This is a genomic window from Desulfallas thermosapovorans DSM 6562, from assembly GCF_008124625.1.
GTDB lineage: Bacteria > Bacillota > Desulfotomaculia > Desulfotomaculales > Desulfallaceae > Sporotomaculum > Sporotomaculum thermosapovorans.
Genome location: NZ_VNHM01000003.1, coordinates 1 through 13,422 on the forward strand (window position 1 = coordinate 1; position 13,422 = coordinate 13,422).

General features: G+C 49.4%; 13 protein-coding genes. 1 reads left to right on the top strand and 12 read right to left on the bottom strand.

What is annotated here, in order from left to right; translation table 11 throughout:
* Position 1: 1 nt before the first annotated feature.
* Complete coding sequence (locus tag LX24_RS03250) at positions 2-118, top strand: DUF5348 domain-containing protein (protein WP_279233177.1); 117 nt, start codon at positions 2-4, stop codon at positions 116-118.
* A gap of 289 nt (positions 119-407) precedes the next feature.
* Here the strand turns inward: LX24_RS03250 and LX24_RS03255 are convergent, their stop codons facing one another.
* The 12 genes from LX24_RS03255 to cooS all read right to left on the bottom strand — a co-directional run bounded on the left by LX24_RS03255 (position 408) and on the right by cooS (position 13,287).
* Positions 408-2,597, bottom strand: a complete 2,190-nt coding sequence (locus LX24_RS03255; RefSeq protein WP_166510722.1) for a DNA topoisomerase III — start codon at positions 2,595-2,597, stop codon at positions 408-410.
* Positions 2,598-2,839: 242 nt separating this feature from the next.
* On the bottom strand, positions 2,840-3,283 hold the full coding sequence (locus tag LX24_RS03260) for a universal stress protein (RefSeq protein WP_166510723.1): 444 nt from the start codon (positions 3,281-3,283) through the stop codon (positions 2,840-2,842).
* A 304-nt stretch (positions 3,284-3,587) separates the two neighbouring features.
* On the bottom strand, positions 3,588-3,839 hold the full coding sequence (locus LX24_RS03265; protein ID WP_166510724.1) for a hypothetical protein: 252 nt from the start codon (positions 3,837-3,839) through the stop codon (positions 3,588-3,590).
* The gene (locus LX24_RS03270; RefSeq protein WP_166510725.1) at positions 3,802-4,632 is read right to left on the bottom strand and encodes an amidohydrolase family protein; all 831 of its coding nucleotides are present in this window, start codon (positions 4,630-4,632) and stop codon (positions 3,802-3,804) included. Before LX24_RS03270 ends, LX24_RS03265 begins: the two co-directional genes overlap by 38 nt.
* 283 nt (positions 4,633-4,915) lie before the next feature.
* Positions 4,916-5,344 (bottom strand): DUF2935 domain-containing protein, encoded by a 429-nt coding sequence (locus tag LX24_RS03275; protein WP_166510726.1) that lies wholly within the window; start codon positions 5,342-5,344, stop codon positions 4,916-4,918.
* A gap of 164 nt (positions 5,345-5,508) precedes the next feature.
* On the bottom strand, positions 5,509-6,324 hold the full coding sequence (locus tag LX24_RS03280; protein ID WP_166510727.1) for a mechanosensitive ion channel family protein: 816 nt from the start codon (positions 6,322-6,324) through the stop codon (positions 5,509-5,511).
* 244 nt (positions 6,325-6,568) lie between these two features.
* Positions 6,569-7,135, bottom strand: a complete 567-nt coding sequence (locus LX24_RS03285) for a Uma2 family endonuclease (protein WP_243131600.1) — start codon at positions 7,133-7,135, stop codon at positions 6,569-6,571.
* Between the two features lie 135 nt (positions 7,136-7,270).
* Complete coding sequence (locus LX24_RS03290) at positions 7,271-8,011, bottom strand: ABC transporter permease (RefSeq protein WP_243131601.1); 741 nt, start codon at positions 8,009-8,011, stop codon at positions 7,271-7,273.
* A 322-nt stretch (positions 8,012-8,333) separates the two neighbouring features.
* Positions 8,334-9,383, bottom strand: a complete 1,050-nt coding sequence (locus tag LX24_RS03295) for an ABC transporter substrate-binding protein (RefSeq protein WP_166510729.1) — start codon at positions 9,381-9,383, stop codon at positions 8,334-8,336.
* Positions 9,384-9,640: 257 nt separating this feature from the next.
* Positions 9,641-10,900: an NAD(P)/FAD-dependent oxidoreductase gene (locus LX24_RS03300; protein ID WP_166510730.1), complete on the bottom strand. Its 1,260-nt coding sequence runs from the start codon at positions 10,898-10,900 to the stop codon at positions 9,641-9,643.
* On the bottom strand, positions 10,897-11,403 hold the full coding sequence (locus tag LX24_RS03305; protein ID WP_166510731.1) for a 4Fe-4S dicluster domain-containing protein: 507 nt from the start codon (positions 11,401-11,403) through the stop codon (positions 10,897-10,899). Before LX24_RS03305 ends, LX24_RS03300 begins: the two co-directional genes overlap by 4 nt.
* A 12-nt stretch (positions 11,404-11,415) precedes the next feature.
* A complete protein-coding gene (cooS, locus tag LX24_RS03310) occupies positions 11,416-13,287 on the bottom strand; it encodes an anaerobic carbon-monoxide dehydrogenase catalytic subunit (RefSeq protein ID WP_166510732.1) in 1,872 nt (623 codons plus the stop codon).
* Positions 13,288-13,422 lie beyond the last annotated feature (135 nt).

Sequence of the window (13,422 nt, forward strand, 5' to 3'; positions counted from 1 at the left end):
GATTGGGGACCATTTTTTACCTTGCCGGATCGAAATGGACCCTGACTGGGTTATATACCTTAGCAATACCCGGTTCCACCTGCATCCAAAGGCCAGTTACCGAATTCGGGTGGAATAAATATACTATACCTTGATCTTGTTTTAAGGACAAGTCCCTTAAGCAGTCAGCTATTTCCTGACTGCTTACTTTATGGTAAAAACAGCTGCCGAAATACCGTGATTATGTGAAAACTTGGGTTCGAATATGCTTGATTAATGTGCAAAATATTGGTTTAACCCCTCGTTTTTCAACTGCTCTATTTTGCAAATGAGGTGCCGATTTAATTTGCTAATTCACACCTGCATTCACCCGCTAACCGCCGGGACGCTGCGCCGGGTTGTTTATGATAATGCCCCTGATTTGGTGGCTATTTCAACTTCAACTTAGCCAGGGCTTCCGCCAGGGCGGGGTTGGTCAGCTCCCCGGAGCTACTTTGCTGGCGCAGGTATTTTTGCACATCCCGCCCGGATATGCTTTGCTTTTCGTTCTTCCTTCTCTTGTTGAAGGAACTGAGTTTTTCCCGGTAGCCGCACGGGCAGACAAATATTTGCCCTTCCCCTTCACCCTGTAGGTTCAGCCGCTTGTGGCAATTGGGGCAGCGAGCGCTGGTTATTTTGCTAACCCCTTTTCGGTACCCGCACTCCCTGTCCTGGCAAACCAGCAGCTTTCCTTTCTTGCCGTTAACCTCCAGCAAGCGTTTCCCGCAGCTGGGGCATTTTTCACCGGTCAGGTTGTCGTGCTTAAATCTGGCCGTACTGTTTTTGATCTCATTGACAACGGCATGGGCGTAGCGTTGCATATCTTTTATGAAATTGTTTTTGTTCAGCCTGCCCCGGGCAATGGCCTCCAGTTTTTGTTCCCACTGGGCGGTTAAGGACGGTGTTTTTAGTTCCGCAGGGACCAAATCAAGCAGTTGCCTGCCTTTGGAAGTGATGAATATACCCTGGCCCCTTTTTTCGATGAGAAAATTATTAAACAATTTTTCAATTATGTCGGCCCTGGTGGCCACTGTGCCCAGCCCGCCGGTTTTGCCGATGGTTTGAATTAAATCTTTGCTTTCCCCGGCCATGTACCTGGCGGGGTTTTCCATGGCGGAAAGCAGGCTGGCTTCGTTAAAGGGATCCGGCGGCTTGGTCTCCCCCGCGGTTCGGGTCAGGTCTGACACTTTTAAAATATCGCCCTTATTTAAAACCGGTAACACCTGCTCTGCAATACTGTCACCGCTGTCCTCTTCCCCATCGAAATGGTTGTTATATACTTCTTTCCAACCCTGAGCGATAACCACCTTACCCCTGGCGACAAAAAGCTCGTTGCCGATGGTGGCCTTGACGGTGGTTTGCTCGTATTCAAAGGGAGGATATAAAGCAGCTAAAAACCTTTTCACCACCAGGTCATATATTTTTCTTTCGGCATCGCTTAAATTGTTTAATAAAACCGGTTGCTCCGTGGGTATAACGGCATGGTGGTCCGTCACTTTGCTGTCATCCACAAAGGATTTGTTTGCTTTTATTGTGCCCCGAAGCAGTTTGGCCGCCGGCCTGGCGTAAGGAGGCACGCTGCAGGCGGCCAGCCGTTCCTTTAAAGTATCCACCATATCCGTGGTGATAAACCTGGAGTCGGTACGGGGATAGGTCAATATTTTGTGGTGTTCGTACAGCCGTTGCATTATGGATAGCGTTTCCTTGGCTGAATAGCCAAAGATTTTGTTGGCGTCCCTTTGGAGTTCCGTCAAGTCATATAGCCGGGGAGCGAAGCTTTTTTTATAGGATTTTTCCACACCTGTAATTACCGCGTTTTTATTTTGCAGCGCTGATATTATGCTATTACATTTATCTTCGTCAAAAATTCTGGTTTCCCCGGTGTGGCTGTCCCGCCAGGTTAAGTCAATTTTACCCGCCCTGGCGGTGATGCCGTAATATTTCCGGGGCTTAAAGTTTTTAATTTCCTCCTCCCGCCGGGCAATGATGGCCAGGGTGGGGGTTTGGACCCTGCCGCAGGAAAGCTGGGCATTATGTTTGCAGGTCAAAGCCCGGGTGGCATTGATCCCCACCAGCCAGTCGGCCTCAGCCCGGGCGACGGCCGAGGCGAAGAGGTTTTCATAATCGCTGCCGTTTTTTAAATTCCTGATCCCCTCTTTGATGGCTTTGTCGGTAACCGAAGAAATCCAGAGCCGTTTCAGGGGCTTTTTTACCCCGGCCTTTTCGATAATCCACCTGGCCACCAGCTCCCCCTCCCGGCCGGCGTCGGTGGCAATGACTATTTCCTGGACATCCTTTCTTTTCATCTGGGCGGCAACGGCATTAAACTGCTTGCCGCTCTGTTTAATCACCACCAGCTTTAAGCGGGTGGGCAAAATGGGCAGGTCCTCCAGCCGCCAGGTGCTAAATTTGGGATCATAGGTTTCGGGATCGGCCAGGGTCACCAGGTGGCCCAGTGCCCAGGTAACGATATATTTATCCCCTTCCAAATACCCGTGTCCCTTTTTATGGCAGTTCAGAACCCGGGCCAGATCCTGGCCCACCGAGGGTTTCTCCGCCAAAAGTAACACTTTACTCATATTAACAATCCTTTCCATGCATAGGAAACGGTTTTTGCACAGCTCTTTGCGTGCGTTTGTTATATCAGGTGTAAAATGTAACAGGATTATAACAATGTATTTTATCCCAGGGGGATATACCACGTCAATAAAAGCACGGGGCGATTAATTTGTTTTATTAAAAAAAACAAATTAATCGCCCCTGTCTTGTTGATATGCTTAAGGTTAGTCTTGGTTTGCATTAGTCTTCCACCCGGGGTAGTCTACCTGATTACCAGTACCGGGCACTTGGAACGCCGCACGACCCTCTGGCTGACGCTGCCCAGCAGCCAGTTTTCTACGTCATCCAGTCCCCTGCTGCCTATGACGATCAGGTCATAATTCCCGTTGCAAGCTTCTTTGATTATTTCCCCGGCAGGATCACCCCAAACCGCTCTTTTTTGCCATTTAATTGAATGGGAAGCGCATTTTGAGGTAGCCTCTTGAAACAGTCTGGCGGCAAACCCTTCGATTTGTTCTTTTAACTGGTAATAAAGGCTGCCCAGTTTACCGCTTAGAGATTCAAATTTATCGGCGGGGATGGGCATTTGCATCACATGGAAAAGCAACAAATCGGCCTGGTAATCCTCTGCCAGCCTTATAGCTGCGTCCAGGGCATTTTGGGATGGTTGAGAGCCGTCCAGGGCAACTAAAATCTTTTTAAACATTTGTGTTAAACCTCCTTATCAGGAAGAAAACATGGAAAGAAAACTTTAACTGGCCTGACCACTTAACCCGCCCCGGCTACAGCAAAGGCGGAATTTTTAAACAGCACCAACAACCGGCTTAACACTTTAACAGGTACTACCAGTATGGTAACATGTACCATATTTAACGTCAACCGTAAAACATGCAAATTAACACTTAATTTCGTAAATTCAAAAAGCCTGTACAATTCCAAAAAAACATTCCGATTCCCCGCGTTTGTGGTTTATGATTACATGCGAGTGTAATGTGGTAAATAACGGCTGTTTACAAAAAAGTTACAAAAAAGGACGCAGCTATCAGGCTGGCGGTAATTGAAAAGTTTTTGTCTACCCGTGCGGGTACCGGGAAAAGCTCAGCTCCTTCAACAAGAGAAGGAAAGACGAAAAGCAAAGCATATCCAGGCGGGATGTGCAAAAATTCCTGCGGCAGCAAAACAATTCCGGGGAGTTGACCAACCCCGCCCTGGCGGAGGCCCTGGCTAAATTGAAGTTGAAATAGCCACCAAATCGCGAGCATTATCATAAACAACCCGGCGCAGAGTCCCGGTTGTTAAGCCCAGCCCGCGGAGAATCTCCAGCCCGGATTCCAATTGATGCTCAATGATGGGAAAATCGCTGCCGTACAAAAACCGGTGGGGGTGGCGCTCCATAAATTCTACCAGGCGTTCAACCGGCAGGTCGATCTGCCCTGCACCCATAACCCAGGAAGTATCGAGGTAAACGTTGGGGTACCTTTCCACCAGGGAAAAGGCCTTATCAAGCTCATAATAACCCAGGTGGGGAATAACCACCTTCAATTCGGGCCATTTTTCCATGACCCTTTCCATGTGATCAAGTCCCAGCAGGGGATCGGTTTGTGAATAAGGCGCGGTACCGGCATGGATGATCACAGGCTTTTGCCGCTCCGCCGCCGCCCGGAAAACCGGCTCCAGTGCCGGGTCGTCAGCAGCGTATTGCTGCACCGCCAGTTGCAACTTAAAGCCGGCAAACTGCCAGTCATCCAGCACCGTGGACATCACCCGCTCCAGATTGTGGTCCCGGGGGTGAATGCAGGCAAAGGGTATAAAACAATCATACCGCCGGCATACATCCCGCACCCAGCGGTTTAACTCCAGCGACATATCGGGTTTGTGGGCGTAAGTCAACAAAAAGGCGCGCTCCACCCCCATCCCCCGCAGGGAAGCAACGTATCTATCCAATTCCCAGCCCGCATAGGGTATTTTCCAGCCAACATTGGCGAACCAGCGCCATATGGCGTCAAATAACCGCTGCGGAAAAAAGTGCACGTGGGCGTCCCAGATTTTTTCCATGATTTCACCACCCGTAAATTTTGACTCCCCCAAAATAAGAAAGGGGCCTCTTATAGAGCACCCCCGTTTACAACTTTAATTGGTCTGATCATTTAACCCGCCCCGGTTACAGCAAAGGTTTGCGGAGCTATTTAACCGGTTACTAAAAATCACCAGCTTACCGTTTTAAGAAACTGTTCATTTGAGCCAGTGCCTGCTTTTCGAACAAACTCTTTAATATGCATTATCATTATGGTAGCACGCACCATATTGTACGTCAACCGCAAAGTATGCAAATTGGCACTCAATTTCGTAAATTCAAAAAAGCTTGCACTACCCCTACGTAATATTCTGATTCCCTGCGTATGTGGTTTATGACTACCTGCGCCACCGGATTATTGCGAATAACAGCACTGTTGGCAGACAGTTCATTTAAAAACTCAACGAATTTCCGGCTTTGATCTACAGCATAATGTATAAACTGAATTATTTGCTGTTCCAGGGCATGATTTATATTGTAATTGGACCTGATGACTGCTTCTATATACTGCACCGCAATTGCTTGTGTTTGGGCAAGGGCCCGTTCCCATTCCTGCAGCAGCTGTACATATTGTGGTTCCAAATTTGGCACTACCTGCCGGATAACCACTGTGTGCTCCGCCTCTTGTTGCTTCCAGAATCCGGTTTCGTCAAGCACCCTGAGCAGGTTTTTATCTCCATAATAGTATTGCAAAATAATCATCCTTCCATATAAAATCTATTTCTACCATAATATTGTCACATGGGCGGGATGTGCCAAATTCCGCTGGATATACAAAACCATAAAAAAACAGCCATATTCCCCCCAAGGGGACATGACTGCCCTTTGGCCGGCACCATGAAATTTATTAATACTGGCTAACTACTCCCCACCGCAGGCTCAAAACCCCGGGCGGTTTTAATGTTAATCTGCGGGTAAGCCAGGGCAATTCCGGCGTCCTGGAAGTATTCCAAAATTACCCGCCTGAATTCCCGTTCCAAAAACCAGTAATAGGCAGGTTCAACCACGGCGATCACCGTGAAAACCACTCCCCGCTCGTCCTTGTTGATGTCCGTGATGCCATAAATTTGGGGCGGCTCAACGAAGGAACCGTTTTCCTGCTTGATCAGCTTATCGGCATGCTCACCGGTGATGTGCCGGCACACCCTCTCCAGTGTGCCGAACACCCTTTGCAAATTTTCCTCAAAGGGAACCGCAACCGAGACAACGGTCCGCAAATGGCCACGATTATAATTTCTAACTGTTTTAATTTCCGAGTTGGCAATATAGAATTTTTTGCCGCTCCATTCCCGGATGGTGGTTAAACGCAACCCCAGTTCCTCCACCGTTCCGGCGACCTGATCGTTGACTTCGATAAAGTCACCCACATGGAACTGGTCCTCAAACATAATAAAAAAACCGGTAATAATATCCTTGACCAGGTTTTGCGCGCCAAAACCCACGGCCAACCCCACAATACCGGCACTGGCCAGCATGGGTGTAATGTTAATCTCAAAAACGGCCAGCATGGTCAGGACGGCCACAATATAGATGACGTAACGGGTTCCCGAAAGCAGCAGTGTCTTTAAGGTATTGGCTTTATTAAGGTCTCCGGTAGCCCTGTCAAATATTTTATTTACCAGGGCAACTCGCAGTTTTAGCAATAGGTAGGTAATAAATAAAATAATACCCACGTATAAGGCTTTAGTTAAAAAAAATTGAAAGTTCTCTTCGACGTACTTTAAAACAATCTGGTACTGCCCCTGCCAAAAATTAGCAAAAATTTACCTCACCCCCGATGGTAGCTCCAAAATATCACACACGGTTAATGTTAATTTGTTGGTTAACCATGGTCAGCTAGAATTTTATATTATGCCGGCGCAATACGTCAAGAAAGCTGAGGAATTACATCCTTCACCAACAGCCGGCCGGGTCACTTCAGGCAAATATATCCTTTAACGCCAGCCCCAAATCACCGAAAATACCGGGTTCAATGTGCCCGTCCACATGTGTTTTGGGTGCCCCGTACTCGTTACCACACAATTTATAAACCATGACCTCCTGTTGCTGGTAATTTACAATCCAATACTCCCTCACACCGTATTTTTCATAAATATGCAGCTTTTTAACGTAATCCATGGACGGCCTCGATGGTGACACGATTTCTACTATCAGGTCCGGGGCACCAAGACAATATTTTTCTTTAAGTTTAAAATTGTCACACACGACAAAAATATCGGGCTGCACAATGGTGGAGGTATCCCCTATGTCCTTTATGTCCCCGGGCAACAGTACATCGCAGGGTGCGCTGATAACCTCGCACCCGCTACCTTTTAATCGTTCCACAAGCAGCAACAGTACATTGCGCAAAACCAGCTGGTGCCGAACAGTGGGCGCGGGAGTCATTGCAAACAGTTCACCGTTTATTATTTCGCAACTACAATCGGGTAGTTGCAAATAATCCCTGTAAGAATATCGTGCCGGAATCTGACTTGCCTGTGGCATTTACCCACCACCTCCCTCTTGAATATTTTACCACAATAGCGGTTTTTCAAATAGCTGTTTGTGCCGCCAAGCATTACCGTAAAGCCGCAAGTACGCAAAAAGGCGCCAAACAGCGCCCTTTTATTCTGCCCTTTTTTAATCATTGCTTCCTGGTAAGGATGTCTTTTGATTGCCCAATCCTTGCAGCAACCGGTCAATGACAATAGCCAGAATAACAATGCAAATACCGGCTTCGAGACCACGCCCGATATCAATCCGGCCAATTGCGATCAGTACCGGTTCACCTAAGCCGCGCGCTCCAATCATCGACGCAATAACCACCATCGCCAGTGCCATCATGGTTGTTTGGTTAACCCCCGACATTATACTTGGCATGGCAAGCGGTAGCTGTATTTTAAACAACAATTGCATCCTGGTAGCACCAAAAGCTTTGCCCGCTTCTATCACATCGCTGGAGACTTGTTTTATACCAAGATTGGTAAGACGTATAATTGGAGGTAAAGCGTATATAAGGGTAGCGAATATCCCCGGAACTTTTCCCAGGCCGAAAAACATTAATGCCGGAATTAAATAAACAAAACTGGGCATAGTCTGCATAGCGTCCAGAATAGGCCTCAGAAAAGCCTCGAGTTTAGGATGTGAGGCCATTAAAATCCCTATAGGAATTCCCATAATTATAGCAATAAATACTGCTACACCTACAATAGCCAGGGTTTGCATCATTAAATCCCACATGCCTAAACTACCGACTACGGTGAGCATAATTCCCATCACCGCACCGGTTAGCCAGGATTTAGTAGCCCGGCGACCCAAGATAATCACCAATACCACCACAAGCCACCAGGGAACCCAAAGTAAAAAGGATTCGATTAACATGAGCATCCCCAGTATCATAGTGGATATATAATCAAAAACCGCGCTGTATTTAACTAATACCATGTCCATAAAATCGTTTACGGAAGGGGCTATAGAAAAACGCAAAAAATCAGGAAAAACATTCATATACCTGTAATACACCCCATTTAAAAATTATTGCAGCGGGCTAAGGGAAGATTAAGCAGTACGGATTTTGGGGACCGTACTGCTTTTTTTGTACTTTGGGAAATTATGCTTGCCATATTTAAGGCAAGTACTAAGGATTAAAGCACTGAAAAGCGCGCACGAAAGGGAACTACAATGGGCGCGCTTTTCTTGATAGTTAGAGTTTCTCTTGTACCTTCTGCGCTACATCGCTGGGGACCCAGTTTGTCCATACATCCGCCTTTTCCCTAAGAAACCACAGGGCCGCTTCTTCCGCTTCCGTATTTTCCCGCTGCATATAAGCCAATACTTCACTGATCAGGTTGCTATTCAAACTGTATTTATCAAGAAACTCCACCACATCGGGAGCCCGTTCGGGCAAATCCTTGTTTATAACGATATTGACATCAACGGAAGGAAATGCACAGGCATAGCCATTCTCCCATAACTCGTCGCTATATTCCGGCTCATGGATTTGTGTAAGATCATATAGACCGAATACCCATGTCGGCTCCCAGTAGTAGCCAAACCACGGTTCCCCCTTCTGGTAGGCTGATACTATTGAGGAAGCCAGTGAGGCACCGGAACCCGGGCGAAAAATATTATAATATTCGTCCAGACCATAACTAGCGAATTTATCCACCAGTATTTCATCCGCTTCCCAACCGGGAACGGCCCCGTAGAACCTTCCTTTGCCGGGGTCTTCCGGATCTTTAAACAATTCCCAGTACTTGGGGAGGTCCTCAATGGTTTTAAGGTCCGGGGCCATGGGTTCTATACCTCTTTCCGGGTCACCCTCTATCATGTATGTAGGCACATACAATCCCTGTACATCATCATTAAAATTTGTTCCCAGGTCTATATAATCACCGGATTCAATTCCCTTGTCATAGGCTTCCTGAGCATTTTGGACCCATATTTCCATCGCCACATCGATATCTCCATTGCGCAAACCCTGCATCAAAGGTATCGTTTCCCCGGGTATGCTATCCGTAGGATATTCATACCCGTTCTCAATAATAAACTGGGCAATCCTGTTGTTTACCAGGGCGCTTTCCCAATTAAAATCACCAAACATAATAGCTTCTTTGGCGCCTTGCTGCACATCACCGGTTTCATTTTCAGAAGAACAGCCTACAGTTGCAACTAACGAGAAAACAAGTAACATCATAAGGACAAAACCAATACGGGTTAAATCAGAAAATTTCACGCCACCTTTAAATAACAAGCTTTAATCCCCCTCCTCTTTTGCCTATAATTATCAGGCAACTTATTTTAGATTATTAAGTTGTCTATTGATTATTTTATTATAGCATTGAAATTATAACTTGTCTATCAATGTAAAAAAGCACACCCGGGGGTACTCTGTGATTAAATCCAATATCCCTGGCCGTATGGTTTGTGAACTTATAATGGGGAAGATTAACCAGGCACAAAAAATAACGGCCCTGCAATGAGCCGTTATTTACAAACGTTTATATGACGTTATTTAAAGTAAAATTCCCCGTTTTCCTTCTGGGCGAAGAAATCAGCATAGCTGAGCTCAAATACCCGATTCTCCAGCCCGGATATATTTATACCTTTTTTAACCAGCGCACCCAAAATCCCGGCTGCGCTGATATCCCCCTGTAAGATAGCCCCTTTAATGCGCCCGTCCTGTAAAATCACCTTTTTATAACCGGCGTCCCCCCGGTCATCCACCAGTACCCGGAAACTTTCACCCGGCGGGTTTATTGTTCCAAATGATACCGATGACAGCCCGAAAAAGGTCATGGAATTTTGAAAAGCGAAATTATCCTCCAGGCGCACGGGCCTGCCGGCCATGTTGCTGCCGGCCACCCAACCTTGCCGGACCGCCGACGGCCATACGGGCGTAGGCATCACCTGGCCGGTAAAGGACTCCAGGGATTCACAAACGTCCCCCGCCGCGTATATCCCGGCCACTGAAGTTTGCTGTTGCTCGTTTACTTTGATACCCCGGCCGGTATCCACCGGCGTATCCCTTAGAAAATCAATGTTGGGTTTAACCCCGGCGGCCACCACCACCATGCCGCAGGGCACCGTTCCGCCGCTTTTAAGCTTCAATCCCTGCACGTTATCATCTTCATCCAGCACCACCGAGGCCACCATATCGTTAAATATAAATTCCATATTGTGCTTTTTGCATAACCGCTCATAACTTGCGGCCGCCCTTTGGTCCAGTTGCAGGGGCAGAATATGTCCCGCCACTTCCACCACCGTTACCTTTACCCCCCGCTGGGCCAGGGCACAGGCGGCATCCATGCCCACCAACCCGGCCCCGATAACGGCTACGGTATCAGTCCCGCCGGACAACCGGATAATATCCCGGGCGTCTTCCAGGTTCCGCAGCGACCGTACCTGTTTGCCGCGGCCCAGGTTTTCCACCGGCGGCAGTACAGAGGAAGCCCCGGTGGCAATGAGCAATTGATCATAGCGGTGGGTTTCTCCATCCGAAAGCTGCACTTTCTTTCCCGCGCTATCCAATTTGACCGCTTCCCGTCCCGGCAGCCAGCGGATATTGTGCTGTTCAAAAAAGTCATCCTCTATAAAGCGGGTTTCGTCCTCAGACCTTTGCCCGCCAATGATATAATGGAGCATGCAGCGGGAATAAACACGCTCATCTTTACTGATAACGGTAATCTCCCCACCGCCATCCTGCTCGCGTATCGCCCTGGCGGCGCTGATACCGGCGGCGCTGGCCCCTAAAATCAAGTATTTGCTCACATCTCCACCTCCCTTGCAAGGCTTTGTCCCGGCAGGCCGGCCTTAGTTAACCTGCCCTTGCTTTCCAGTTCAATCAATGTTATAGCCCCGGTGGGGCAGGCCTCCACACAGCGGGGCATTGGCCTTGTGACGCAAAAATCACATTTAACCGCTGTTCTGCCGGCCAGTTGATCCGGGCGGATAAGGCCGTAGGGGCAGGACATCACGCACATCCAGCACCCGGCACATTTAACCCGGTCATGCTCTACCAGGCCTGTATCCGGGTTTTTACGTAATGCCCCGGACATGCAGGCTGTGGCACAGGCCGGGTCATCGCAGTGCCGGCACAGCAGGGGCACCGGGCGACCATCCAGATCAGCCTCTACGAAATTCCGGGCCTGGTTGGCCGGGTCCTCGAGATCCAGCATTAATACCGATTTGGCTTCAGTGTGCTCGGCCATACAGGCCAGCTGGCAGTTGCGGCAACCCTGGCACAGTTCCCTATTAATCAGTATCCGTTTCACTGCTCATCCCCCCTATAAACCCAGGGCTTTTCTTTTTTGCTCAATGATTTCCGCCAGTTTCTCGGCCGCCGGTACAATTTCTCCCTCCAGGATTACCCTGCCTCCGGTGAGCTGCTCCATATCTTCAGTGAGCACGCGGCTCACCAGTTTACTGCCGGTGACAAAGGGCGGTATGGCCAGGTGCAGGGGTAACCCCAGGGCCAGCCCGAAGGCTCCATCGGCCAGGGCCTGCTCCTCCAACCACTGGGGTGCGGACAGCACCAGGGGTAACTGGGGAATGTCAATTTTTAACGCCCGGGCCAGTTCGGTGGCCACTATTTCCAGGCGGCCAATGGCCAGGCAGGGTCCGAAATTCAACACCGGGGGAATGCCCAGCTTTTGACAGACCGCCTTCAATCCCGGTCCGGCCAGTTCCGCGGCAGCCGGTGACATCAGGCCGCAGTTTTCAAGCCCGCCGCTGGTGCAGCCTGCCGAAAGGACGATAATATCCCGTTTAATGAGCTCTTTGGTCAATTCTACAGTAAATACATCATGTCCCTTGGCGGTAAGGTTGGAGCAGCCCACCACGGCGGCAACCCCTTTGATGGTACCGCCGGCTATTAAATCGATCAGGGGCTTAAAGGTACCGCCCAGGAATCTTTGCAGCGATTTCTCACTAACCCCGGTAAGGGCATCATCATAGCCATGGACCGGTATATCCACCTGCACCTTACCCCGCCGGTTATTATAGCTGGCCACGGCGGCCTGCATGATTTTTTGGGCCAGTTCATCACCCGCCTGTATATCAAACCCGGTATATTCGGCGTTGGCCTTTTTAGCCACGTCATCCAGGCACAACTGCCCCACCATAAACTGTTCGCAGAGCGGTTCCAGCCCGGGCACGGTACAATTGAACTCGGAGACCAGCAGATCAATACCACCTGTGGCCAGCAGCGCCTCGCTGGTGAAATTGTTACCGGCGTGACCGGCGAAAACACCGGCGCAGTGCGCCCCCCGCAATTGCATATCCTGGCCCACGCAGGTGCAGCCGACAATTTTAAATCCCCTGGCTCCGGCCTGCTCGGCCATGGCCACGGCACCGGGAGCGGCCAGGCGGTCCTGCAAAATTCCAATCAAGGAGTGCTGGTGGCCGGTGACCATGATATTGATGTAACCGGGGTCCACCACGGAAAAACCCACTCTGGCGGTCCTGATTTCCGGTGCGCCCAGCATAATATCGTTCAGGTAGTTAGTTAAGGTAAGTCCGTATAAGCCGGTGGCAATACCCAGCTTCAAAGCGTGCAGCAGCATATCCACGGGGTCGCTGGACAGGTTGGTGCTGGTCTTGACGATGGCGTCGAAAACTTCGGACTTGGCGCCCCCGGGAATGATGCCCAGCTCTTTCCAGCGCTTCAGCCTGGGCTCATAGGCCAGATTACTAACCTGGGTCATCTCCTGACCTCTGGGCCGGTTGAGGTCCTCCAACACCAGGTTGGCCACCGCCACAGCCTGACCGGCCGGGTCTGTTTCCTCAACCCCCATCAATCCGGCCAGTTCATTGAGCAGTTCGGGTTCCCTAATGGTTAATCCGGCGCTTCCCTGGCCCACTGCTTTGAGGTTGGTGGCGGAATTTTCCACTATATGCAGGTAACAGGCCGCCCCGGCAGCCACCGCCCGCAGGAAGTTGCGGGCTACAATGGTATCGGCACCGGCCCCGCAAACCCCTCTGGGACTTTGCGGAGTTATGCGGCAGGGGCCGTTGGAACACAACCGGCAGCATACCCCCTGCATGCCAAACCCGCATTTGATCGCCTGGTCGGGTACGCGGTGAAAAGAAGTTTCCACACCGGCCTTGCTGCGCATAAAGTCAATTAGCTTAACGTCCGCTGAATCACACATTTTCATTCTTTTTAACCTCCTGCAATAATATTCTATACTGGATTTGTATACTTTGAGATAAGCATTTTTAGTAGTTGTTAAGCATGCCAGGGCACTAAATTCGGGCAAATCAAATTTACTGTAAGCACTGCTAAAAAGATA

Coding starts and splice junctions, on each gene's coding strand:
- LX24_RS03260 (WP_166510723.1), bottom strand. CDS start 3,283: ATGTTTAAAAAGATTTTAGTTGCCCTGGACGGCTCTCAACCATCCCAA.
- LX24_RS03290 (WP_243131601.1), bottom strand. CDS start 8,011: ATGTTAATCGAATCCTTTTTACTTTGGGTTCCCTGGTGGCTTGTGGTG.
- LX24_RS03265 (WP_166510724.1), bottom strand. CDS start 3,839: ATGCTCGCGATTTGGTGGCTATTTCAACTTCAATTTAGCCAGGGCCTC.
- LX24_RS03285 (WP_243131600.1), bottom strand. CDS start 7,135: ATGCCACAGGCAAGTCAGATTCCGGCACGATATTCTTACAGGGATTAT.
- LX24_RS03255 (WP_166510722.1), bottom strand. CDS start 2,597: ATGAGTAAAGTGTTACTTTTGGCGGAGAAACCCTCGGTGGGCCAGGAT.
- LX24_RS03270 (WP_166510725.1), bottom strand. CDS start 4,632: ATGGAAAAAATCTGGGACGCCCACGTGCACTTTTTTCCGCAGCGGTTA.
- cooS (WP_166510732.1), bottom strand. CDS start 13,287: ATGAAAATGTGTGATTCAGCGGACGTTAAGCTAATTGACTTTATGCGC.